The sequence below is a fragment of the Mycobacterium colombiense genome, from assembly GCF_001953985.1.
In the GTDB taxonomy this organism is placed as follows: domain Bacteria; phylum Actinomycetota; class Actinomycetes; order Mycobacteriales; family Mycobacteriaceae; genus Mycobacterium; species Mycobacterium colombiense_B.
Genome location: NZ_MBEI01000058.1, coordinates 114,931 through 137,781, shown reverse-complemented (window position 1 = coordinate 137,781; position 22,851 = coordinate 114,931). Strand labels below are relative to the sequence as shown.

Sequence of the window (22,851 nt, the reverse complement as noted above, 5' to 3'; positions counted from 1 at the left end):
CATGACCGACACCCCCCTGCTGTTGCGGCCCGGCCCTGACACCCAAGTGCGGCAGCGTGTCACGGTGACCGGCGTGGTACAGGGTGTCGGCTTCCGCCCGTTCGTGCATCGGATCGCAACCGAGCTGGGCCTGGCCGGATTCGTCGGCAACGACTCGGGTGCGGTCTTCCTCGAGGTGCAGGGCCGGCCCGCCGCGGTGGCGGAATTCGGGCGCCGCCTGTGCGCCGAGGCGCCGCCCCTGGCGCGGATCGCCGAGGTGCGGTTTGCCGACGTCGCCGCCGATCCCGCGTGCCCACCCGAATTCCTCATCGTGCCAAGCCGATTGGCCGCCGGCACGACCACCCCCATCCCGCCCGACATCGCGGTGTGCGACGACTGCGTCGCCGAACTGTTCGACCCGCTCGACCGGCGTTACCGGCACCCGTTCGTGACGTGCACCAACTGCGGGCCGCGGTTCACCATCATCACCGAACTGCCCTACGACCGGCCGGCCACCACGATGTCGCGCTTCGCCATGTGCGCGCGCTGCGCCACCGAATACCACGACCCGGCGGATCGCCGATTCCACGCGCAGCCGATCGCCTGCCCGGACTGCGGGCCGAGCCTATGGTTCGCGTCGCCGGCCGGGCGGGTGCGCGGCTCGGACGCGGCGCTGACCGCCACCCAGGACGCCTTGGCATCCGGCGCCGTGGTGGCCATCAAGGGAGTCGGCGGCTACCACCTGGCCTGCGCCGTCGACGACGAGGCGGCGGTCGGCGCGTTGCGGACGCGGAAAGCGCGCGGCGCCAAGCCCTTTGCCATGCTGGTGCGCGACCTCGACGTGGCGCGCCGCTACGCCCACCTCGACGCCACCGAGGCCGCGGTGCTGTCCAGTCCGGCCCGCCCGATCGTCCTGCTGCGGCGGCGCGCCGGCTCGCCGGTCGCCGAGGCCGTCGCGCCCGTCAACCCGCTGCTGGGGCTGATGCTGCCGTACTCCCCCATTCATCACCTGCTGCTGGCGCCGGTACCCGGCAGCTGCGGACCGGCGCCCGACGCGCTGGTGCTGACCAGCGCCAACCGCTCCGATGAGCCCATCTGCTTCACCGACGACGATGCCGCACAACGGCTTCCGGCGCTGTGCGACGCGGTGCTCGATCACGACCGGCCGATCCACGTGCCGTGCGACGACTCGGTGGTGCGCGTCGTCCACGACGAGGATGGAGCCCACGAACTGCCGATCCGCCGATCCCGCGGCTACGCGCCGCTGCCGATCGACCTGAAGCTCGAGGGCACCGCCGTGCTGGCCGTGGGCGGCGAATTGAAGAACACGTTCTGCCTCACCGACGGCCGCCGGGCCTACCTGTCCGGACACATCGGCGACATGGCCACCTGGGAGACGCTGCGCGCGTTCGAGCGGGCGGTCGGCCAGCTCAGCGAAATCCGCGGCCGGCCGGCGCGTTTGGCCGCCGACCTGCATCCCGGCTATCACACGCGCAGCTGGGCGGAGCGTCATGCGGACGAGCGTCCGCTGGACCTGGTCCAGCACCATCACGCCCATGTGGTGTCGCTGCTGGCCGAACACGGACGTCTCGGCGAACCCATCGTCGGGGTCGCCTTCGACGGCACCGGTTACGGCTGCGACGAAACCATCTGGGGTGGCGAGATTCTCACCCTCGACACCCGGAACCATCGTTTCGTTCGGTCCGGCCACCTGTCGGCGGTGCCGCTGCCCGGTGGCGACGCGGCGGTGCGCAATCCGTGGCGGATGGCGCTGTCCCAGCTGTGGACGGCCGACATCGACTGGACCCCCGACCTGGCGCCGGTGGCGGCCGCGAACGCCGACGAACTGCGGCTCACCCGTTCGCAATTGGAGACCGGGGCGGGCTGCGTGCCCTGTTCGAGCATGGGCCGCCTGTTCGACGCGGTCGCCTCCTTGCTCGGGGTGCGGCACCGCATCGACTACGAAGGGCAAGCCGCGATCGAACTCGAGGCGCTGGCGCAGTCGGCCGGCGAAACCCGCACGCGGCCGTCGTTGCCCCTGACGGTGGGCCCCGACGGGGTGATCGATCCGGCCCCGATGGTGCAGACGATGGTCGCCGCGCTGTACGCCGGGACACCACCGGCGTTGCTGGCCGCGGCGTTTCACCAGGCCGTCGCCGACGCCGTCGCCGACGTCGTCACCCAGGTGGCAGGCGGCACCGCGCTGGTGGGCCTCACCGGCGGGGTGTTCCAGAACGTCCTGTTGCTGGACGCCTGCCGTACCCGGTTGCGGCAGAACGGGTTTGAAGTGCTTACGCATCGCATTGTGCCACCGAACGACGGCGGGCTGGCCCTGGGGCAGGCCGCGGTCTCGGTGCTGACCGCGCAGGAGGAGGCGTTGACGCGATGATCACCACCGCCATCGATCGCGGGCTGAGCGCCGAACTGGCCGAAGACCTCGCCGCCACCGCCCTGACGCTGGCCAAGCGATTCGCCGCGGGCGCCACCATGTGGTCCATCGCGCCATCGTGGGAACCCCACGCGCTGCACATCGCGGTCGAATTCGTCCACCCGGTGATCATGGGCAAGCGGGCATTGCCGGCCGTGGCATTGACCGGAGCCGATCTGGTGGATCTGGTGCGGGTGTCGGTGCGCCCCGGCGACATCGTGGTCGCGATCTCCGGTGCGGACAATGCGGACGTGCGCTCGGTGATGCGCCGCGCCCCGGCCTGGGGCGCCACCACGATCTGGATCGGCAGTGGCGAGGAGCCCCCGGCCGCCGCGGCCGATCACGTGCTGTGGCTGGACGATCCCGACCCGCGCGTGCCCGCCACCGGTGGCTTCGTGCTGTTCTACCACCTGCTGTGGGAGCTGACCCATGTGTGCTTCGAACACTCCGGGCTGCTCAAACCCAAACCCGACGACGAGGTCTGTGTCACGTGCAGCGACGAGGGCCGGCTCGGCGAAGTGGTGAGCGCTTCGGTCGACGGACAAGCCCGGGTGCGCACCGCCCGCGGGGTCGAGGACGTGGTCACCGCGCTCGTCGACCCGGTCGCTCCCGGTGAGTTGGTGCTGGTGCACGCCGGCACTGCGATCAGCCGCGTGGATGAGGAGGACGTTTCATGAGTCCCACCGACGAGCCCACCAACTTCTTGTACCCGTTCATCGACGCCGAAGAGGACGACCCCTCCGCGCTGCTCGCCGACCTCGCCGCGTCCGCGCAGGCCAAGGCGTCCGAAAGCCTCGCGCTGCGCCGCTCCACGCTGGAAGCCAACGCCGACCTGCTGGCGGCCGCCGCCGCCGAGCTGGCGCGCCGATTCGCCTCCGGCGGAAGGATGTTCACGTTCGGCAACGGCGGCAGCTGCACCGACTGCACCACGCTGGCCGGCCTGTTCGCGCGCCCACCGCTCGGCAATCCCCTGCCGGCCTGGTCGCTGACCGCCGACCAGGCGATCCTGACCGCACTGGGCAACGATGTGGGGTTCGAGCTGGTGTTCGCCCGGCAGTTGATTGCCCGCGCGCGCGACGGCGACATCGCGATCGCGATGTCGACCAGCGGCAATTCGCCCAACCTGCTGGCGGCGCTGGCCGAGGCGCACAAGCGAGGCCTGTACACCATCGGTTTCTCCGGCTACGACGGCGGCGCCTTCGTCAACAACCCAAACGTGGACGCCTGCATCGTCGTTCGTTCGCAGAGCGTGCACCGCATTCAGGAATCCCAAGCGCTGGTCGGCTACCAGTTGTGGCTGGCCGTCCACGATTGCCTTGGCACAACTCAAGATTGGGGGGCGGCATGATGAACAAGTCGGCGGGCGACTATCTGTCGTCGGGGCCGCGGTTCGGCGAAGGCGACGTGATCGAGCGGATCGAGTCCTTCCGCCGGCGTCGCCCCCGGTTGCTCGACGATCATGTGACCCTGGCGCACGGGGCGGGCGGCAAGGCGTCGGCGGCGCTGGTGGACGCGGTGTTCGTGGAGGCGTTCCGCAACCCGCTGCTCGAGTCGCTGGGCGACGGCGCCGTCCTGGCCCTACCCAGCGGCGAGCGGGTGGCGATGTCGACGGATTCCTTCGTGGTGCAGCCCCGCCGTTTTCCCGGTGGCTCCATCGGCGAGCTCGCCATCCACGGCACCTGCAACGACCTCGCGGTAGCCGGCGCCGTGCCGTCCTGGATCTCGGCGGCTTTCGTGCTCGAAGAGGGCTTCGGAATCTCCGAATTGAAAGAGATCGTCGCCGACATGGCCGCCGCGGCCGCGGCCGCCGGCGTGCAGGTCGTCACCGGCGACACCAAGGTGGTACCCAAGGGCGCGGCCGACGGCCTGTTCATCACCACCACCGGAACCGGCGTCATCCCCGCGGGCCGCGCGCTGTCGGCACAGTCGGTCCGCGCCGGAGACAAGGTGCTGTTGTCCGGGTCGATGGGCGATCACGGCATGGCGGTGATGCTCGCCCGGGGCGATCTGGCCATCGAGGCCGACATCGCCTCCGACACCGCGTCGGTCAGCCCGCTGGTGGAGTTGCTGATGGCGGGCGCCCCCTCCACCCGATGGATGCGTGACGCGACCCGCGGTGGGGTCGGCACGGTGTGCAACGAGCTGGCCCAGGCCTGCGGCCTCGGGGTGCTGCTCGAAGAGGATCGACTTCCGGTGGCGCCCATGGTGAATGGCGCCTGCGAACTGCTCGGCATCGATCCGCTCTATGTCGCCAACGAGGGCAAGTTCGTCGCCGTCGTCGCACCCGAGGAGGCCGAGGCCGGACTGGCCGCATTACGGTCGCACCCCCTGGGCGCGCAGGCGGCCGAGGTCGGGGAAATCGTCACCGAACCGGCGGAAAGCGTGGTGCTGCGCACCGGATTCGGCGGGACCCGGATCGTCGACATGCTGGTCGGCGACCCGCTGCCCCGGATCTGTTGAAGAGGGGAGATAACACTTATGTGTCTGGGAATTCCGGGCCGGATCGTGGAGATCACCGATCCCGCCAACTATGTGGCCAAGGTTGACGTCAGCGGCGTACAGCGGGCGATCAGCGTCCGGCTGCTGGAGAACGACATGCCCGCACCGGACGACTGGGTGCTGGTGCACGTCGGGTTCGCGATGGCCAAGATCGACGAGACCGAGGCGCTGCTGACCCTGGCCGCCATCAAGAAACTCGGCGACACCTACGCAGTCGAAATGCAGGCCTTCGATTCGTCGGCCATCGTATGACAAGGAGCGGCAATGAAATTCGTTGACGAATTCCGCGACCCGGCCGCCGCGCGCAAGCTGCTGACGGCCATCGAGCACCTGGCCGGGACCGGCGGTGAGGACTTCAAGTTCATGGAGGTGTGCGGCGGACACACGCACACCATCTACCGGCACGGCATCGAACACCTGCTGCCCGACAACGTCGAATTGGTGCACGGCCCGGGCTGCCCGGTCTGCGTGATCCCGATGGGCCGCATCGACGACGCGATGTGGCTGGCCGGCCAGCCCGACGTGATCTTCACCTGCTTCGGCGACATGATGCGGGTGCCCGGCTCGCACGGCAGCCTGCTGGACGCCAAGGCCCGCGGGGCCGACGTGCGGTTCGTCTACTCGCCGCTGGACGCGCTGAAGATCGCGGTCGACAACCCCGGCAAGCAAGTGGTGTTCTTCGCCATAGGTTTCGAGACCACCGCGCCCTCGACCGCGGTGACGCTGGTGCGGGCGCGCGAATTGGGCCTGCCCAACTTCAGTGTCTTCTGCAACCACGTCACGATCGTGCCGCCGATCAGGGCCATCCTGGAGTCACCGGACCTGCGGCTGTCGGGCTTCATCGGCCCCGGGCACGTGTCCACCGTGGTGGGCAACCGCCCCTACCGGTTCGTCCCGGAGGTGTATCGAAAGCCGTTGGTGGTGGCCGGTTTCGAGCCGCTGGACATCCTGGCATCGGTCGCGATGCTGCTGCGTCAGATCCGCGAGGGACGCTGCGAGGTGGAGAACCAGTACAAGCGCGTGGTGCCCGAGCACGGGAACCCCGCGGCGCTGGCGTTGATGGGCAAGGTGTTCGCGCTGCGTCCGCACTTCGAGTGGCGCGGGCTGGGCTTCATCTCGCAGAGCGCCCTGCGGGTGCACGACGATTTCGCCGAGTTCGACGCCGAGCTGCGGTTCGCGATGCCCGGCGTGCGGGTCGCCGACCCGAAGGCCTGCCAGTGCGGTGAGGTGCTCAAGGGTGTGCTCAAGCCTTGGGAATGCAAGGTTTTCGGCACCGCCTGCACACCGGAGACGCCGATCGGAACCTGCATGGTGTCCCCCGAAGGCGCCTGTGCGGCCTACTACAACTTCGGCCGCATGCACCGCGACGCCGTCAAGCTGGTGGGCCAGGCCGGTCGGAGGTGATCCTTGGCCGATCCGGACAGCCGCGACAAGGGCGCCGAGATGTTCGCCCGTTACGCCTACGCGCCCAACGCGCTCGGCTACTGCGGTCCGCCGTTGGGGGCCACCCTGCGCGACGGGTCGGTCGCCGACGTGCGCAGGGCGGCGACCAAGTTCTCCGGCGCGTGGCCGTATCTGCGGGTGCTGTCGAAACTGACCGGCATCGCCGACCCACTGGATTACCGTCTGGTCGAATCGTATTGGCTCGGCGGCGGCGTCGCCGCCGGACTGGATCCCCAGGAATTCTTCGACGCGCTGCTCGCGATCATCGGCCCGCAGGCCGGCCACTACTGGTCGCACCTGACCGCGGATCTGGCGTGCGAGGCCGCCGGCAACCACTGCTTCCACGTGTTCGGGGTGTACCCGTGGACGCGGTTCCTGGGTCGGGGTATGGACGAGCAGCCGCTGAGCGTGCTGGATAACTGCCGAATCACCTCTGGGACGGTGCTTTTCCGCGACGCCGACCGCGTCGAGGTGTTGTGCCGGAGGCTGACCTGGGATGGTCGGGCGCTGGCGCTGTCGAAACCGTCGGCCCGCGTGCTCGAGGTGTGGGCCGACGGGTACAGCGCGGTGCCCGACGTGGCCGCCGGTGATGTGGTGGCGATGCACTGGGGCCGGTTGTGCGGCCGGTTATCGCCGGCGCAGCTCTGCGCGCTGACCGACAGCACGAACCGGCAGCTGCTGGCCACCGGCCACCGACTGGCGCACGTCTGACTTCACCGCCAGACTGGCCGGGTGCCCGGTTCTCTGTGCGACGTGCTGCCCGCAGCGGCCGCGCTGCTCGGGATCCCGGACGCAGTTGACAACCTGGCCGTGACGGACTGGGCCGGCGCCGACCGGATCGACCGGGTGCTCGTCGTGCTGGTCGACGGGCTGGGCTGGCATTTGCTTCCGCAGCTGGCCGGCGGCGCGCCGTTGCTCGCGTCCGCACTGGCCGGTGCCACCGGGCGGCTGACCCGGCTGGACTGCACGTTCCCGTCGACCACGCCGACCAGCCTGGTGTCACTGGGCACCGGTGCGCTGCCGGGCGAACACGGAATCCTTGGCTTCACGCTCAAAATGCCCGGCACCGACCGGGTGCTACACCACGTCCGGTGGCGCGACGACCCGCCCCCCGCGATCTGGCAGCCGGTGCCGACCTGGTTCGAACGGCTCAAAAACGCCGGCGTGAGCGCCCGTGTCGTGCTGCCGGCCGCGTTCATGGGCAGCGGACTGACCGAGGCCGCGTATCGCGGCGCCGAATTCCACCCGGCCGCCCCCACCGACGACTACGCGCGGCTGGTGGCCGACGAGCTGCGCGCGGCGCCCGGCCTGGTCTACGGCTACACCGCGGAGCTCGACACCGCCGCCCATGTCTTCGGCGTCGGCTCCGAGCAGTGGCATACCGCGGCGACCAACATCGACGCGCTGCTGTCGCGCCTGCTCGACGCGCTGCCTGCGAACGCGGCGATGCTGGTGACCGCCGACCACGGCGGCATCAACGTGCCACCGGAGGCGCGCATCGACCTCGACACCGATCCCCGGCTGGCCGCGGGGATCCGGGTGGTGGCCGGCGAGCCGCGGGTGCGCTACCTGCACACCGAGCCGGGCGCCGCCGCCGACGTACAGGCCGTGTGGGGCGAGCTGCTGGACGGCCGCGCCACCGTGTACAGCCGCGAACAGGCGGTGACCACCGGCATGTTCGGGCCGGTGGCCACGCCACACACCGAGCGGCTCGGCGACGTGGTGGTCGTCTGTTCCAGCGACACCGCGGTGCTGGCCAGCGCACACGAACCCCCGGAAACGGCTCGCCTGATCGGCTTTCACGGCGGAGCCACCGCCGCGGAGATGGAGATTCCGCTGCTCGCTTTCCGGCCGTAGCGCCTGTCGGTGGCCGGTGCTACACCTGCATTCAGACTCCCCAGATCGGACCGGCCATGGATGACAGCGAACGGACCCGTCGTGGCGACGAATTCCGCCGCCTGCACGCCGGCGACGAGATTCTCGTGCTCCCCAATCCCTGGGACATCGGCACCGCCCGGTTGTTCGCCAATCTCGGGTTTCGCGCGCTGGCGACCACCAGCGCCGGCCTGGCGTTCTCGTTGGGCCGGCGCGATGGCGACGGCGCGGTCAGCAGGAACGAAGCCCTCGAACACGCGCGCGCCATCGTCGAGGCAACCCCGCTTGCGGTGACCGCGGATCTGGAGAACGGGTTCGGCGACGCCCCCGAGACGGTGGCCGAAACCGTGCGTCTGGCCGGCGAAGCCGGCCTGGCCGGGGCCTCGATCGAGGACGCCACCTACGACACCGATGCGCCGATCTTCCCCAGCCAGCTGGCGATCGAGCGCATCCAGGCCGCTGTCGAGGCCGCCCGGGCGCTGCCGCATCCCTTCACCCTGACCGCGCGCTCGGAGAACTTCATCCGCGGGCGCCCGGACCTCGATGACACGGTGTCCCGGCTGCGGGCCTTCGAAGCGGCCGGCGCCGATGTCTTGTACGCACCCGGCCTGCCCGACGAGGCGGCCCTGCGCCGCGTCTGCGGCAGCGTCACCCGGCCGTTCAATTATGTCGCCGGATTCGGGCCGGCCCGTTTCACGCTCGCCCAGCTCAAGGAGTTCGGGGTGCGCAGGGTGTCGATCGGCACCTCGTTTTGCCGCACCGGCCTCACCGCCGTCGTCCGTGCTGCGCGGGAAGTGCTCGACCACGGCTCGTTCGACTATGTCGACGGCATCCACAGCGTCGCCGACTTCAACGAGCTCATCGATCCCCGCGGGTCCCGTCGCTGACCGGTCGGTGCCAGCGACATCACCTGCGCAAACACACATAGGACTCGGATCGAGTTCACAGCTCGCTGGAACCGTTCACCGATCTTCGCGCGGTACATTCGGTGCACTGTGGCTTTCCGGGGCGTTGGCGTAACTCGGCGATGGCAGCTGGCCATCGCGGTTACCGCGGCGCTGGGCGTGTTCATCGCCCTGGTCACGGGCACGTGGCTGCGGCCCAACTTCGCCGCGACGGCGCCGCTGGAGCCGGCGGCGTGGTCGGCGGCACCCGTCGGCGCGCAGGCCGGGCTGACGCATGAGCGTCCCGTCGTCGGCCGGGCCGCCCTGGCCGCTGAGCGGCCTTCGGCACCGGCGAACAAGACCAACCAGAAGCCGTTCCGCAGCGCGTGGATGACGAAGGAACGGCCCCTGACGTGGAACCGGTTGTCACCGCAATCGGTGCTGACGCCGGCGCCATTGTCGTGCACCCCGATAGGGTTTGCGCCCGCCGGCACCCAAGCCCGCGCGCCCGCGGCCGTCGCGTCCGACCGAGATATCTTGACCCGGATCTGCGTCGCCCGCCGCTGATCGTTGCGACCCGGCCGGGCGTGTTTCGGCGATGCACGGCGTGTGCGCGCGACGCGTGAACCCGACGGCTTGTAACCCCCGTGTCTATCTCGTGAAAGAAGACCCTCATGTTTTCGGGCACCACTTGTACCGCCACAGGCAGGCGGAGGTTCTCATGAATTTCGCGGCGCTACCTCCGGAGATCAGCTCCGGGCTGATGTATTCGGGTCCCGGCGCGGGATCGATGATGCGCGCCGCGGCCGCGTGGGAAGCGTTGGCCGTACGGCTCTTCAGCGCTGCGGCCGACTACCGGGCGGTGACAGCACGGCTGGCGGACAGCGACGGCGCGGCGCTCAGCCGAGCCGCGGCGCGCTACGTGGACTGGCTCGACGCCGTCGCGGCCCGCAGCGAGCACGCGGCCACCCAGCTCACGGCGGCGGCCGGCGCGCATCAGTCGGCCTTCACGGCGACGGCGCCGCCATCAGAGGTCGCCGGCAACCGGACGCAACGAATGTCGCTGGTGTCGACCAATTGCCTGGGCCAGCGCAGCGCGGCGATCGCCGACGTCGACGCCGATTACGACGCGATGTGGGCGCGAAACGCCGACGCCATGCACGCCTACGCCGAGGCCGCGGCCGGCGCCGTGACGATGGCCCCCTTCCCCGCGCCACCCGGCAAACCCGCTGTGACGAAACGCAATTGGGCCCTGCAGTCGGCGCCGGATGTCATATCCGCCGGCCACGAACTGATGTCGGTGATACCCGACACCCTCAAACGCCTGTCGTCGTCACCGCTGAGCACGCTGGAAGCGTCCCTGGCCGCGGTCACCCCGTCGCTGTCGAAACTGAATTCGGTGACCGCGCCGTCGGACTTCGCGATCGGCCACCTCAATTCGATGAACAAGACGGCGGCCCTGCGATCGCTGTTGCCCAAGCCGGCTGTCCCCAACGGCGTGAACGCGGGGCTGGGCCGCGGGATGCCGGTCGGCGTGCTGTTCGTGCCGCGCGCCTGGGCGGCCGCCGCCCCCATGACGGAGCGGCTGCGTGAGGATCGGGTCGGCGAGCCCATCCACCTGGTCGCGATCAGCGAGCATCCCGGGTGACAGGCGGCCGACAAGTACGCTGGTTAAAGCGGGGTGACGTAGGCCGCGCTGATGCCGCCGTCGACCATGAACGTCGAAGCGGTGATGAATGACGCGTCATCGCTGGCCAAAAATGCTACCGCCGAAGCGATTTCGTCGGGGTTGGCGAATCGGCCGACCGGGACGTGCACCAGCCGGCGCGCGGCCCGCTCGGGGTCCTTGGCGAAAAGCTCTTGCAGCAGCGGGGTGTTGACCGGCCCGGGGCACAGCGCGTTCACCCGGATGCCCTGCCGGGCGAACTGCACACCCAGTTCGCGCGACATGGCCAGCACCCCGCCCTTGGATGCGGTGTAGGAGATCTGCGAGGTCGCCGATCCCAGGACGGCGACGAACGACGCCGTGTTGATGATCGAGCCCTTCTGCGCGGGAACCATTTGCCGCAACGCCGCCCGGCAGCACAGGTACACCGACTTCAGGTTGACGTCTTGAACGCGTTGCCACGCCGGCAGTTCGGTGTTCTCGATGAGGTCGTCGTCGGGCGGCGAGATGCCGGCGTTGTTGAACGCGATGTCGATGCGCCCGTGGGCCCGCGCCGCGGTGTCGAAGAGCGCGTTGACCGCGGCCTCGTCGGACACGTCGGTGGGCACGAACAAGCCGGACAGTTCGTCGGCCGCGGCGCCGCCCGCGTCGGCGTCGATGTCGCCGATCACGATGGTGGCGCCCTCGGCGTGCATCCGCCGCGCCGCGGCCAGCCCGATGCCTCCGCCGGCGCCGGTGACGACGGCCACGCGGCCCGCCAATCGTTGGGTGAGGTCGACCGCCACCGCCTAGTCCTCTCCGATCGCGATGAACACGTTCTTGGTCTCGGTGAAGTGCAACGGCGCGTCCGGGCCCAGCTCACGGCCCAGCCCGGACTGCTTGAACCCGCCGAAGGGCGTGCTGTACCGCACCGACGAGTGCGAATTCACCGACAGATTCCCGGATTCGATCGCCCGGGACACGCGCAGCGCACGGGACAGGTCGTCGGTCCAGATCGATCCGGACAGCCCGTAGCTGGTGTCGTTGGCCAGCGCGATGGCGTCGTGCTCGTCGTCGAAGGCCAGCACCGTGACGACCGGGCCGAAGATCTCGTCGGTGACGCTGCGGTCTGTGCGCGGCGGAGTCAGAACCGTTGGCGGGAACCAGAATCCGCGTCCGGTCGGGGCGGTGCCGCGGAAGGCGACGGGCGCGTCGTCGGGCACATACGACGCGACCCTGTCGCGGTGCGCGGCCGACACCAGCGGACCCATCTCGGTGTCCCGGGACGCCGGGTCGCCGACGACGACACCGATGACGGCGGGCTCGAGCAGCTCCATGAACCGGTCATAGACGCTGCGCTGCACCAGGATTCGGCTGCGGGCGCAGCAGTCCTGCCCCGCGTTGTCGAACACCCCGGCCGGGGCGGTGGCGGCGGCGCGCTCGAGGTCGCAGTCGGCGAACACGATGTTGGCGCTCTTGCCGCCCAGTTCCAGGGTCACCCGCTTCACCTGAGCGGCCGCACCGGACATCACCTGCTTGCCGACATCGGTGGACCCGGTGAACACGATCTTGCGGATGCCGGAATGGGTGACGAACCGCTCCCCGACCACCGCGCCCCGGCCCGGCAGCACCCGCAGCAGGTCCGCGTCGAGCCCGGCCTGCACGGCGAGCTCGCCCAGCCGGATGGTGGTCAGCGGCGTCGCTTCGGCGGGTTTGATCAGCACGGCGTTGCCCGCGGCCAGCGCCGGTGCGAAACCCCACGACGCGATGGGCATCGGGAAGTTCCACGGGGTGATCACGCCGACCACGCCCATCGGCTCGTGGAACGTGACGTCCAGGCCACCGGCAACGGGAATTTGCTTGCCGGACAAGCGTTCCGGGCTGGCCGCGTAGAAGTTCAGCACGTCGCGGACGTGGCCGGCCTCCCATTCGGCCGAGGCGATGGGATGCCCGGAGTTGGCGACCTCGAGTGCGGCCAGCTCGCCGAGATGGGCGTCGACGGCGTCGGCGAAGGCCCGCAGGCCGGCGGCCCGCTCGGCCGGGGGCAACCGCGCCCACCGCCGCTGGGCGGCCCGCGCCCGGTCTACCGCGTCGTCGACCGCGGCGGCATCGGCGTGTTCGACCGAGCGCAGCACCTCCTCGGTCGCCGGGTTGATCAGCCGCGCGGCGCTCAACTGGCGCGCCCCGCGTAGGACCGGGCCGCGTCGACGATCGCGGCGAACAACCGCAGGTCTTGCAGCGACTGTTCCGGATGCCATTGCACCGCAAGCACAAACCTGTCGCCCGGCAGCTCCAGCGCCTCAACGACGCCGTCGGCGTCCCGCGCGCTGACAATCAGGCCGTCCCCCACCCGGTCGACGGCCTGGTGGTGATAGCTCGGCGCATCGGCGGATTCCCCGACCAGCGCGGCCAGCCGGGTGCCCGCCACCGTGCGCACCGGCAGCCTGGTGAACACCCCGTTGCCCGCCCGATGCCCGCTGTGCCCGAGGACGTCGGGCAGGTGCTGGTGCAGCGTGCCGCCCAGCGCGACGTTGAGCACCTGTGCGCCGCGGCAGATTCCGAGCACCGGCAGGCCCCGCCGCAGCGCGCCCTGCAACAACGCGAATTCCCAGGCGTCGCGGTCGGTGCGGGGCGCGTCGGTGGTCCGGTGCGGCTGCTGGCCGTAGCTCGCCGGGTCCAGGTCGTATCCCCCGGTGATCACCAGCCCGTGCAGCCCGTCCAGTACCGCGTCGACGATCTCGGCGTCCACCGGCTGCGGCGGCAGCAACACCGCGATCCCGCCGGCCAGCAGGACGCCTTCGAAGTAGTCGGCGGGCAGATACCCGGCGCGGATGTCCCAGATGCCGGTCTGCACCTGCTCCAGGTAGGTCGTCAGGCCGATCACCGGGCGGGGCGTAGACCTAGAGGCGTTCAAACCCACGCATCCTCTCCCAGTCGGTGACCGCCGCGTTGAACGCCGCCAGCTCCACCCGGGCGTTGTTCAGATAGTGGGCGACAACGTCGTCGCCGAACACGTCCCGTGCGAGCGTCGAGCGCTCGAACGCCGAGGCCGCCTCGGCCAGCGTGACGGGCAGCCGCTCGACGCCGGGAGCCTGGTAGGCGTTTCCCGCGCAGGGCTCCGGTAGCTCGAGGCCCCGTTCGATACCGTACAGCCCGCCGGCGATCATCGCCGCCACCGCCAGATACGGGTTGACGTCGCCGCCGGGGACCCGGCACTCGACCCGGGTGTTGGGCCCGTGGCCGACCACCCGCAGCGCGCAGGTGCGATTGTCCAATCCCCACGCCAGCGCGGTGGGCGCGAAACTGCCGTCGGCGAATCGCTTGTAGGAGTTGATGTTCGGCGCATAAAAGAGCGTGAGGTCGCGCAGGGTGGCCAGCAGGCCGGCCAGGAAACCGCAGAACGCCGACGACATGCCGTGCGGGCGGCTGGGGTCGGCGAACACCGCGCCGCCCTGCGGATCGCGCAGCGAGAGGTGAACGTGGCAGCTGTTCCCTTCCCGCTCATCGTATTTGGCCATGAACGTCAGGCTCTTGCCGTGCTGGTCGGCGATCTCCTTGGCGCCGTTCTTGTAGATGACGTGGTTGTCACAGGTGACCAGCGCGTCGGTGTACCGGAAGCCGATTTCCTGCTGCCCCCTGTTGCATTCGCCCTTGACGGCCTCGAATCGCAGGCCGGCGCCGATCATTCCCCGGCGGATGTCGCGCAGCAGCGGCTCCATGCGCGACGACGCCGAGATCGCGTAGTCGATGTTGTAGTCGCTGGCCGGGGTCAGCCCGCGGTACCCGTTGGCCCAGGCCTGGCGGTAGGGCTCGTCGAACACGATGAATTCCAGCTCGGTGGCGACGTCGGCGGCCAGGCCCCGGTCGGCCAGCCGGTCCAGCTGGCGGCGCAGGATCGCCCGCGGCGACACGGTGACCGGGCTGCCGTCGGGCCATCCCACGTCGGCGATCACCAACGCCGTGCCCGGCAGCCAGGGAATGCGCCGCAGGGTGGACAGGTCGGGCCTGGCCACCGTGTCGCCGTACCCGGTGTCCCAACTCGACATCGCATACCCGCCCACGGTGTTCATGTCGACGTCGACGGCGAGCAGGTAGCCGCAGCACTCGGCGCCGTGGGCGGCCACGTCGTCGACGAACAGCCGCGCGTCGATCCGCTTCCCGACCAGCCGGCCCTGCATGTCGGCGAACGCCACGATGACGGTGTCCACCTCGCCGCTGCCCACGAGTCTGTCCAGCGCGGCCAACGACAACATGGCCGCGTTCGGATCGGTCACAGCACTTTCTTCACTGGCCATGACCGTCAGTCAACCAGGCGCTACCAGGTACTGGTGCGCAAAATGATCTCGGCGGCCAGCTGGGCCGTCGACTCCTGCACGGTGCGCCGCCCCAGGTGCACCACCCGGTAATCGGCGTAGACGAAGCGCTGGCTGGCCTCGGCCAGCGCCCGGGCGGCCGGCGAGCTGACCAATACGGTGGTGCCGATCTCGACCGGCGGGCAGTGCCCGTCGGTGACGACGCCGTCGTAATTGCCGGCCCGCGGGTGGCCGCGGTCGATCACCACCAGCCCGACGAACCGGCCAAGTTTGGTCGCGGTCAGTTCCCAGGCGAGTTCGCCGCCGGCGCGGTCGCCCATCACCACGGCCCACCCGATGCCCAGCGCGTCGAGGATGCCGATCAACGACTTGGGGGTCAGGCGCGGATCGAAGCCGACCACGACCGTCCGAAGCGACGCGGTGTGCAGCCGCTCGCAGACGGCGTCGTAGGCCGCCGGGACGCGATCCTCGTCGGCCAGTATGACGACGACGACGCCGTTCTCCGGACCGCCCACAACCACCGGCACGGGGAACCCGTCCAGGGTGGTCATCATCGAGGACACCCAAGCACGCTACAGCCAAACGGCATGCGAGCGCGACGATTCTGGGCATCTGGTACCCAATCAGGTATTTTTACCATGCCGTCAACGGCGGTGTTCATGCCGCTGGCTCAGCGAATACCCTACGGCGACAACCGACTTGAGAGAACCGGTCGCGGCGGCGGCGGACCATCAAGCAGACTGAGAACACCCTCGATGTCAAGGTGAGACACCAGCAGATCGGCGGCGAGATCGAGCTGGGCATCGCGGCGCGCGGCGACGTTGACGTCGCCGACCACGAAGCCGCCGCGTCCGGCCGCGTCTGCGACCCGGCGCAGCCAACCGCGCCGGAAATCATCGTTGTCGAGCAGGCCGTGCCAATGGGTCCCGAAGACCGCGCCACGCACCACGCCCTGCGGACGCTGGTCCGCATCGGCAAAGAACCAGCCCTGCTCGGCACAGCGGGTGACCCGCCCATGATGGATCTCGTAACCGGTGAGGGGCCGCTGCCAGCGGCGCAAGGTCTTTTCGGGAGCAAAGGCGATGTCGGCGTCGAGCAGACCCAGGCCGGGCACACCCGCGGTCCCGGATTCCACCGGATCGTCTAGGCGACTGCACAGCATTTGAAATCCCCCGCAGATACCCAGCACCGGCTTGCCGGCGCCGGCGTGCGCGGTGATCGCGTCGGCCACTCCGCGATCGCGCAGCCAAGACAGGTCGGAGACAGTGGCTTTGCTGCCCGGGATGACGACCAGGTCGGTGTCGGTGAGGTCGGCGGGGTCGGTGACCCAGCGCACCAGCACACCGGGTTCGCAGGCCAGCGCCTCGACGTCGGTGGAGTTGGAGATCCGCGGCAGCCGGATGGCCGCTACCCGCAGCCACTGTTCACCGTGCGGGGCTGCGGGCGTGCCGATGACGCGGTGCGCGACCACTGATAGCGAGTCCTCGGCGTCCAGCCACAGCTGGTCGGCGTACGGCAGCACGCCATAGGTCGGGCGGCCCGTCATGTCGTGCAGCTGATGCAACCCGGGCTCGAGCAGCGCGGGGTCGCCGCGGAATTTGTTGACGATGAAGCCGGCGATCAGGGCTTGGTCCTCGGGTTCGAGCACCGCGACCGTCCCGAACAGATGCGCCAGCAGGCCGCCGCGGTCGATGTCCCCGACCAGCAGCACCGGCAACTGCGCGGCCCGGGCCAGCCCCATGTTTGCCAGGTCGGTCGCGCGCAGGTTGATCTCGGCCGGTGAACCGGCCCCCTCGCAGATCACCGCGTCGAATTCGTCACGCAGGCAGGTCAATTCGTCGAGGACGACAGAGGCCAGCCGATCACGATGCCGCACATAGCTTTTGGCGCTCACCGAGTCGGCGACCTGACCTTTGATCACCAGCTGCGAGGTGCGGTCACCGCCCGGCTTGAGCAGGATCGGGTTGAACCGCACGCTGGGTTCCAGCCCCGCCGCGCGCGCCTGGATCGCCTGGGCGCGGCCGATCTCTCCGCCCTCGACCGTCACCACGGAGTTGTTGGACATGTTCTGCGCCTTGAACGGGGCGACCCGCACGCCGCGGCGCGCCAACAACCGGCACAGGCCCGCCACCACCACCGATTTCCCGGCGTCGGAGCTGGTGCCCGCGACCAGCAGCGCTCCGGTCATCCGGCAAACATCATGGCAGGGTGAGGATTTCGACGCCGGTGTCGGTGACCAGCAGGGTGTGCTCGAACTGCGCGGTCCACTTGCGGTCGCGGGTGACCACTGTCCAGCCGTCGTCCCAGATCTCGTAGTCCAGGCCGCCGAGGTTGATCATCGGTTCGATGGTGAACGTCATCCCCGGTTGCATGACGGTGGACACCGACGGCTGGTCGTAGTGCAGGACGACCAGGCCGTTGTGGAACGTGGTACCGATACCGTGACCGGTGAAGTCACGAACGACGTTGTAGCCGAACCGGTTTGCGTACGATTCGATGACGCGGCCGACGACCGAGAGGGCACGTCCGGGCTTGACGGCGTTGATGGCGCGCATCGTCGCCTCCCGGGTGCGCTCCACCAGCAGCCGGTGTTCCTCGGCGACGTCGCCGGCCAGGAAAGTCGCGTTGGTGTCGCCGTGCACGCCGTCGATGTAGGCGGTGACGTCGATGTTGACGATGTCACCGTCCTCGATCACCGTCGAGTCGGGGATCCCGTGGCAGATCACCTCGTTGAGCGACGTGCAGCACGACTTCGGGTAGCCCTTGTAGCCCAGCGTGGAGGGGTAGGCGCCGTGGTCGACCATGTACTCGTGGGCGATGCGGTCCAGTTCGTCGGTGGTGACCCCGGGTGCGACGGCCTTGCCCGCCTCCACCAGCGCGGCGGCCGCGATCTGGCCGGCGACGCGCATCTTCTCGATCACCTCGGGTGTCTGCACCCACGGTTCGCTGCCCTCTTGGGCAGTGGACTTGCCGACGTATTCGGGGCGCGGGATACGGCCGGGCACCGGCAGAGTCGGGGACAACTCTCCGGGGGAAAGCGCGGTGCGAGCAGGCATGCGACCAGCTTAACCGCGGTCCAGCTAAGCGATTAGGGCCGCGGGCGGCGCAGCAGGGAGCGGCGCCGCGGTCCCCGGATGTTCACCGAGCCGCACACCACCCGACCGGTCAGCACCACGTGCGGCCTGCCCTCACCAGGCGGGTCTTTGCGCCGGTCACTGGCGCTGCCCACGTAGACCTCGACGTCGTCGATCGACGCGCTGGCCCCGTCGGGCAATCGAATCTCCACCGAGCCGAACCTCATGTCGAGCTCGATGACCACCACCGGTCCCGCGAACCGCGCCTTGGTGAGGTCGAGTTCCACCGAGCCCAGGCGGCGGACCAGGGCCAGGCGGGTGGGCACCGTCCATTCACCGTGGCGCCTCAGCGAACCCGCCCAGCCGCGCAGTTCCACCCGGTCGGCCGCGGAGGTGACGATGGCGCCCGGTCCCGGCAGGTCGCCGACCAGCCCGTCCAGCTCGCCGCGGGTGCGCGCGTAGGACACCTGCGACGAGCGCTGCTCGAATTCGTCGATGTCGATCAGCCCGAGCGCGACGGCGTTGTGCAGTCGCCGCATCGTGCCGTTGCGGTCGGCGTCGGAGACCCGCAGGGCCACCATGTCGCCGCCGGTATCGGTCATGTTCGCAATTTACCGCTGATGCGGCCCGCGGGCGTCAGGCCAGGAAGTTCGGCGGCAGCGTTTCGAACATGAACTTGGTCATCCGGACCGCCCACTCGGAGCTGCCGCCTCCCACGATCAGCGAGGCGAAGGCCAGGTCGCCCCGGTATCCGGCGAACCAGGAATGCGATCCGCCCGGGAACTCGGCCTCACCGGTCTTTCCGTAGATCTCGCCGCAGCCCGCGATCTCCTTGGCGGTCCCGTTGGTCACCACCAGACGCATCATCGGCCGCAGCGCATCGATCATCTTCGGGCTGATCGGTGTGGTGTCCCCCTGGACCGCCGTCTGCCGGCCCACGATCAGTTGGGGCACGGGTGTCTTGCCGGCGGCGACCGTGGCCGCCACCAGGGCCATGCCGAACGGGCTGGCCAGCACCTTGCCCTGACCGAAGCCGTCCTCCGTGCGTTCGGCCAGGTCCACCGTCGGGGGCACCGACCCCGTCACCGTGGTGACGCCGTCCACCGTGTAGTCGAGGCCCATCCCATATTGGGCGGCCGTCTGGGTCAGACCGCGCGGCGGCATCCGGCTGCTCAGCTCCGCGAAGGTGGTGTTGCATGAGCTGGCGAACGCGCGAGACAGCGAAACCACGCCGAGGTCGAAGCCGCCGTAGTTGGGCACCGTGCGGTGCCCGATGTCGAGGTGGCCCGGGCAGCCGAGCATCGAGTTGGGCGTGGCCATGTCACGGTCGACGGCCGCCCCGGCGGTGATCATCTTGAACGTCGACCCCGGTGGGAACAGGCCGTTGGTGGCGGGCAAACCGTCCGCGTCGGCCGCGCCGTTCTGTGCGATCGCGAGGATCTCCCCGGTCGACGGCTTGATCACGACGATCATCGCCTTGCCGCCCTTGTTGTCGACCGCGCGCTGGGCGGCGTTCTGCACGACCCGGTCCAGGGTGATCGACACCGACGGCGCCGGCGACCCTTCGACCTCGTGCAGCACCTCGACCTCGACGCCGTTCTGGTTGACGCTCACTACCCGCCAGCCCGCCTGGCCGTCGAGTTGGTCGACCACGGCCTTCTTCACCGCGGACATGACCGCCGGCGCGAAATGCGGGTCGGTGGGCAGCATTTCGGGCTGGGGGGTGACCACGACGCCGGGCAGATGCCCGACCAGCGCGGACACCTTGTCGTTGTCGTCGGGGTGCAGCGTCACGCCCAGGTCCACCGGGTGGGGTGTCGAGCTGGCCTGCTCGGCGAGCAGCTGCGGGTCGTTGAGGGCCCCGTTGAAGGGGTGCAGCACGTCGACGATCGCGTGGGCCGTGTTGAACAGTGCGGGGCCGGCCTGCGTGGCGTCCAGCGTGTAGTGGTACAGGTAGCCGGGCACCAGCACGTCGCTGCCGCCGAGCTCGTTCACCGAGGCGCGGTGCGGCCGGTCGGCCCGCAGCGCGAACGTCTGGTGCTCGCCCAGCTTGGCGTGCAGCGCGCTGGTGGCCCACCGCACCGCCCAGTGCCCCTCGTCGCGCGCCATCCGCAGCTGGCCGTCGTAGGTCCAGGTCCGGTTCTTGGGCAGGTGCCAGGTGAACCGGTAGCCGACGGTGCCGCTGTCCTCGGCGTACTTGGCGTTGAGGATCTGCGCGTCGAGGTGGGATGCCTGCAGGCCGGACCAGGCCGCGTTGAGCGCCTCGCGGGCCTCATTGGGGCTGTCGCTGAGCTGCGCGGCGGTCGCGGTGTCGCCAACGGCCAGGGCGCGGAAGAACTTCTCCGCCGCCGGGCCCGGCCCGTCGGGCCGGGGCGTGCATCCGGACAGGACGATGACCGCGACCAGCAGCAAGCCTGAGGCGGATGAGGCCATTGTTGTTCTAGTTGCCATCGGTGCAAATGTTAAGAACTGTGGCCTGAACTGCGGCGCCGACACACCGAGATCCGACCGTTATGCGCGGATTGGGGCCGCCCCCTGCGCGAATGTGCGGGCAGCCGCACATTCGGTGCCGAGCGTGCGGGCGGCCGCACACTCGCAGGCTAGGGGTGACCGCTAGTCGAGCAGCACCGTCGCGAAGGTGCCGATCTCGGTGAAGCCCACTCGGGCGTAGGCGGCGCGCGCCACCGTGTTGAAGTCGTTGACGTAGAGGCTGGCGGTGCGCCCGGTGCCGACGATCACCGCGGCGACCGTCGCGGTGCCGGCGGTACCCAGGCCCAGCCCGCGCCACTCCGGGTGCACCCATACCCCCTGGATCTGGCCCACGCCCGGGGACTGCGAGCCCACCTCGGCCTTGAAGACGACCTGGCCGTGCTCGAACCGCGCCCAGGCCCGCCCGGCCGTGATCAGGCTGGCCACCCGCCGCCGATAGCCGCGGCCGCCGTCGCCGAGCCGCGGGTCGACGCCCACTTCGCCGATGAACATGTCGACGGCGGCCACCAGGTAGGCGTCCAGCTCCTCGGGCCGGACCTGCCGCACACCGGGATCCAGCTCGCAGCTGGGGTGGTTGGACAACGCCAGCAGCGGCTGGTGGTCGCGCACATCCCGGGCCGGGCCCCAGGCCGCCTCGAGCCGCTCCCACATCGGCATCACCAGATCGGCCCTGCCGACCAGAGACGAGCAGCGCCGCGTGCCGCGCATCGCCTCGTCGGCGAACGCGCTCAGGTCGGCCGGCGCGCCGCGCAGCGGGATCAGGTTGGCGCCGGCGAAGCACAGCGATTCGTCGGCACCGCGCAACGTCCACAGTTCGCCGCCGATCGAATTGGGGTCGATGCCGTGGTCGGCCACCCGGGCGGCGACCATGCACGACCCGACGGGATCGTCGTCGAGCACCCGCCAAACCGCGGCCGCGTCGCGCACCACGGACACCCGTCGCTCACCGACAAGGCGGAACAGGGGCGGAGCCGACATATGGCGAACTCTCTGTGTTGCGAACTCTTAGACCGGCGCTGGCGTGTATCAGCTTACGGTGACAACAGGTGAACCGCTGGATGTTGTTTCCGGCCCGTTATCGCCGTTCATCTCTGGATCCATTTCAGCGGCGAGCCGCTGTGCCTCTTCGATCAACGTCTCGACAATCTGCGATTCGGGAACGGTCTTGATAACCTCGCCGCGAACGAAGATCTGGCCCTTGCCATTTCCGGACGCGACGCCGAGGTCGGCCTCGCGGGCCTCCCCCGGGCCGTTGACGACGCAGCCCATCACGGCGACGCGCAGCGGCACGTCCAGACCGTCCAGGCCGGCGCTCACCGCGTTGGCGAGGGTGTACACGTCGACCTGGGCGCGACCGCACGACGGGCACGACACGATCTCCAGCCCGCGCGGCCGCAGGTTCAGCGACTCGAGGATCTGGATGCCGACCTTGACTTCCTCGACCGGCGGCGCCGACAGCGACACCCGGATGGTGTCGCCGATGCCGCGCGACAGCAGCGCGCCGAAGGCGACCGCGGACTTGATAGTGCCCTGGAAGGCCGGACCGGCCTCGGTGACCCCGAGATGCAGCGGGTAGTCGCACTGCTCGGCCAGCTGCTCGTAGGCGGCGACCATCACCACCGGGTCGTTGTGTTTGACGCTGATCTTGATGTTGCCGAAGCCGTGCTCTTCGAACAGTGAGGCCTCCCACAGCGCGGACTCGACCAGCGCCTCGGGGGTGGCCTTGCCGTATTTCTCCATGAACCGCTTGTCCAGCGAGCCCGCGTTGACGCCGATGCGAATCGGGATGCCGGCCGCGCCGGCGGCCTTGGCGACCTCGCCCACCCTGCCGTCGAATTCCTTGATGTTGCCGGGGTTTACCCGCACCGCGGCGCATCCGGCGTCGATGGCGGCGAAGATGTACTTGGGCTGGAAGTGGATGTCTGCGATGACCGGGATCTGGCTGTGCCGGGCGATCTCGGCCAGCGCGTCGGCGTCCTCCTGACGCGGGCAGGCCACCCGGACGATGTCGCAGCCGGCCGCGGTCAGCTCGGCGATCTGCTGCAGCGTCGTGTTGACGTCATGCGTCTTGGTGGTGCACATCGACTGCACCGAAATCGGATAGTCGCTGCCGACCCCGACGTCGCGGACCATCAGTTGGCGCGTGGTACGCCGGGGAGCAAGCGTGGGCGCCGGAGTCTGCGGCATGCCCAGGCCAATGGTCACTGTGTTGATTCCTTCG

General features: G+C 69.8%; 22 protein-coding genes. 11 read left to right on the top strand and 11 right to left on the bottom strand.

Annotated elements, in window-relative coordinates:
• The first annotated feature begins 1 nt into the window (after position 1).
• The 11 genes from hypF (at position 2) to A5732_RS17870 (ending at position 10,756) form a co-directional block, all read left to right on the top strand.
• Entirely contained in the window at positions 2 to 2,368 is a 2,367-nt protein-coding gene (gene hypF / locus A5732_RS17920) for a carbamoyltransferase HypF (RefSeq protein WP_076102902.1), read from the top strand.
• Positions 2,365 to 3,084, top strand: coding sequence for a HypC/HybG/HupF family hydrogenase formation chaperone (locus A5732_RS17915; protein ID WP_076051744.1), 720 nt, complete (start codon positions 2,365 to 2,367; stop codon positions 3,082 to 3,084). The genes hypF and A5732_RS17915 overlap by 4 nt, the downstream gene beginning before the upstream one ends.
• Positions 3,081 to 3,755 (top strand): D-sedoheptulose-7-phosphate isomerase, encoded by a 675-nt coding sequence (locus A5732_RS17910; protein ID WP_076051743.1) that lies wholly within the window; start codon positions 3,081 to 3,083, stop codon positions 3,753 to 3,755. The genes A5732_RS17915 and A5732_RS17910 overlap by 4 nt, the downstream gene beginning before the upstream one ends.
• Positions 3,755 to 4,867 (top strand): hydrogenase expression/formation protein HypE, encoded by a 1,113-nt coding sequence (hypE, locus tag A5732_RS17905; protein ID WP_076051742.1) that lies wholly within the window; start codon positions 3,755 to 3,757, stop codon positions 4,865 to 4,867. Before A5732_RS17910 ends, hypE begins: the two co-directional genes overlap by 1 nt.
• An 18-nt stretch (positions 4,868 to 4,885) precedes the next feature.
• Complete coding sequence (locus tag A5732_RS17900) at positions 4,886 to 5,158, top strand: HypC/HybG/HupF family hydrogenase formation chaperone (protein WP_064954428.1); 273 nt, start codon at positions 4,886 to 4,888, stop codon at positions 5,156 to 5,158.
• A 12-nt stretch (positions 5,159 to 5,170) separates the two neighbouring features.
• Complete coding sequence (gene hypD / locus A5732_RS17895; RefSeq protein WP_076051741.1) at positions 5,171 to 6,310, top strand: hydrogenase formation protein HypD; 1,140 nt, start codon at positions 5,171 to 5,173, stop codon at positions 6,308 to 6,310.
• Positions 6,311 to 6,313: 3 nt separating this feature from the next.
• On the top strand, positions 6,314 to 7,060 hold the full coding sequence (locus A5732_RS17890) for a DUF6390 family protein (protein ID WP_076102901.1): 747 nt from the start codon (positions 6,314 to 6,316) through the stop codon (positions 7,058 to 7,060).
• A gap of 21 nt (positions 7,061 to 7,081) precedes the next feature.
• Positions 7,082 to 8,206 (top strand): alkaline phosphatase family protein, encoded by a 1,125-nt coding sequence (locus tag A5732_RS17885; RefSeq protein ID WP_076051739.1) that lies wholly within the window; start codon positions 7,082 to 7,084, stop codon positions 8,204 to 8,206.
• A gap of 56 nt (positions 8,207 to 8,262) precedes the next feature.
• Positions 8,263 to 9,111: an isocitrate lyase/PEP mutase family protein gene (locus A5732_RS17880; protein ID WP_076051738.1), complete on the top strand. Its 849-nt coding sequence runs from the start codon at positions 8,263 to 8,265 to the stop codon at positions 9,109 to 9,111.
• A gap of 108 nt (positions 9,112 to 9,219) precedes the next feature.
• Positions 9,220 to 9,675, top strand: coding sequence for a hypothetical protein (locus A5732_RS17875; protein ID WP_076051737.1), 456 nt, complete (start codon positions 9,220 to 9,222; stop codon positions 9,673 to 9,675).
• 154 nt (positions 9,676 to 9,829) lie between these two features.
• Positions 9,830 to 10,756, top strand: coding sequence for a PPE family protein (locus A5732_RS17870; RefSeq protein ID WP_076102900.1), 927 nt, complete (start codon positions 9,830 to 9,832; stop codon positions 10,754 to 10,756).
• Positions 10,757 to 10,779: 23 nt separating this feature from the next.
• On the opposite strand, the gene A5732_RS17865 is transcribed toward A5732_RS17870, so the two are convergent.
• The 11 genes from A5732_RS17865 to ispG form a co-directional block, all read right to left on the bottom strand.
• Entirely contained in the window at positions 10,780 to 11,559 is a 780-nt protein-coding gene (locus A5732_RS17865; protein ID WP_076102899.1) for a 3-oxoacyl-ACP reductase, read from the bottom strand.
• A gap of 3 nt (positions 11,560 to 11,562) precedes the next feature.
• A complete protein-coding gene (locus A5732_RS17860; protein ID WP_076102898.1) occupies positions 11,563 to 12,927 on the bottom strand; it encodes an aldehyde dehydrogenase family protein in 1,365 nt (454 codons plus the stop codon).
• Complete coding sequence (locus A5732_RS17855) at positions 12,924 to 13,673, bottom strand: gamma-glutamyl-gamma-aminobutyrate hydrolase family protein (RefSeq protein ID WP_253189084.1); 750 nt, start codon at positions 13,671 to 13,673, stop codon at positions 12,924 to 12,926. Before A5732_RS17855 ends, A5732_RS17860 begins: the two co-directional genes overlap by 4 nt.
• Positions 13,654 to 15,048: a glutamine synthetase family protein gene (locus A5732_RS17850; RefSeq protein ID WP_076102897.1), complete on the bottom strand. Its 1,395-nt coding sequence runs from the start codon at positions 15,046 to 15,048 to the stop codon at positions 13,654 to 13,656. The genes A5732_RS17855 and A5732_RS17850 overlap by 20 nt, the downstream gene beginning before the upstream one ends.
• 20 nt (positions 15,049 to 15,068) lie before the next feature.
• Positions 15,069 to 15,620 (bottom strand): alpha/beta hydrolase, encoded by a 552-nt coding sequence (locus tag A5732_RS17845; RefSeq protein ID WP_076051732.1) that lies wholly within the window; start codon positions 15,618 to 15,620, stop codon positions 15,069 to 15,071.
• Between the two features lie 128 nt (positions 15,621 to 15,748).
• On the bottom strand, positions 15,749 to 17,254 hold the full coding sequence (locus A5732_RS17840) for a cobyric acid synthase (RefSeq protein WP_076102896.1): 1,506 nt from the start codon (positions 17,252 to 17,254) through the stop codon (positions 15,749 to 15,751).
• A gap of 10 nt (positions 17,255 to 17,264) precedes the next feature.
• Positions 17,265 to 18,122 (bottom strand): type I methionyl aminopeptidase, encoded by an 858-nt coding sequence (map, locus tag A5732_RS17835; protein ID WP_076051730.1) that lies wholly within the window; start codon positions 18,120 to 18,122, stop codon positions 17,265 to 17,267.
• A gap of 32 nt (positions 18,123 to 18,154) precedes the next feature.
• A complete protein-coding gene (locus tag A5732_RS17830; RefSeq protein ID WP_076051729.1) occupies positions 18,155 to 18,742 on the bottom strand; it encodes a DUF1707 SHOCT-like domain-containing protein in 588 nt (195 codons plus the stop codon).
• A gap of 34 nt (positions 18,743 to 18,776) precedes the next feature.
• A complete protein-coding gene (locus A5732_RS17825; protein ID WP_076102895.1) occupies positions 18,777 to 20,591 on the bottom strand; it encodes a penicillin-binding transpeptidase domain-containing protein in 1,815 nt (604 codons plus the stop codon).
• A gap of 162 nt (positions 20,592 to 20,753) precedes the next feature.
• Complete coding sequence (locus A5732_RS17820) at positions 20,754 to 21,608, bottom strand: GNAT family N-acetyltransferase (RefSeq protein WP_064954441.1); 855 nt, start codon at positions 21,606 to 21,608, stop codon at positions 20,754 to 20,756.
• A gap of 48 nt (positions 21,609 to 21,656) precedes the next feature.
• Positions 21,657 to 22,835 carry a flavodoxin-dependent (E)-4-hydroxy-3-methylbut-2-enyl-diphosphate synthase gene (gene ispG / locus A5732_RS17815; RefSeq protein ID WP_076051727.1) on the bottom strand — a complete coding sequence of 393 codons (1,179 nt, stop codon included), beginning with the start codon at positions 22,833 to 22,835 and terminating at the stop codon, positions 21,657 to 21,659.
• Positions 22,836 to 22,851: the final 16 nt, after the last annotated feature.

Excerpts from the sequence above, each read along its gene's own strand:
- A5732_RS17900 (WP_064954428.1), top strand. The coding sequence starts at position 4,886 with ATGTGTCTGGGAATTCCGGGCCGGATCGTGGAGATCACCGATCCCGCC.
- A5732_RS17870 (WP_076102900.1), top strand. The coding sequence starts at position 9,830 with ATGAATTTCGCGGCGCTACCTCCGGAGATCAGCTCCGGGCTGATGTAT.
- A5732_RS17850 (WP_076102897.1), bottom strand. The coding sequence starts at position 15,048 with ATGGCCAGTGAAGAAAGTGCTGTGACCGATCCGAACGCGGCCATGTTG.
- A5732_RS17910 (WP_076051743.1), top strand. The coding sequence starts at position 3,081 with ATGAGTCCCACCGACGAGCCCACCAACTTCTTGTACCCGTTCATCGAC.
- A5732_RS17830 (WP_076051729.1), bottom strand. The coding sequence starts at position 18,742 with ATGACCGATACCGGCGGCGACATGGTGGCCCTGCGGGTCTCCGACGCC.
- A5732_RS17840 (WP_076102896.1), bottom strand. The coding sequence starts at position 17,254 with ATGACCGGAGCGCTGCTGGTCGCGGGCACCAGCTCCGACGCCGGGAAA.
- A5732_RS17820 (WP_064954441.1), bottom strand. The coding sequence starts at position 21,608 with ATGTCGGCTCCGCCCCTGTTCCGCCTTGTCGGTGAGCGACGGGTGTCC.
- A5732_RS17915 (WP_076051744.1), top strand. The coding sequence starts at position 2,365 with ATGATCACCACCGCCATCGATCGCGGGCTGAGCGCCGAACTGGCCGAA.
- A5732_RS17880 (WP_076051738.1), top strand. The coding sequence starts at position 8,263 with ATGGATGACAGCGAACGGACCCGTCGTGGCGACGAATTCCGCCGCCTG.
- map (WP_076051730.1), bottom strand. The coding sequence starts at position 18,122 with ATGCCTGCTCGCACCGCGCTTTCCCCCGGAGAGTTGTCCCCGACTCTG.
- hypF (WP_076102902.1), top strand. The coding sequence starts at position 2 with ATGACCGACACCCCCCTGCTGTTGCGGCCCGGCCCTGACACCCAAGTG.
- hypE (WP_076051742.1), top strand. The coding sequence starts at position 3,755 with ATGAACAAGTCGGCGGGCGACTATCTGTCGTCGGGGCCGCGGTTCGGC.
- A5732_RS17845 (WP_076051732.1), bottom strand. The coding sequence starts at position 15,620 with ATGATGACCACCCTGGACGGGTTCCCCGTGCCGGTGGTTGTGGGCGGT.
- A5732_RS17825 (WP_076102895.1), bottom strand. The coding sequence starts at position 20,591 with ATGGCAACTAGAACAACAATGGCCTCATCCGCCTCAGGCTTGCTGCTG.
- hypD (WP_076051741.1), top strand. The coding sequence starts at position 5,171 with ATGAAATTCGTTGACGAATTCCGCGACCCGGCCGCCGCGCGCAAGCTG.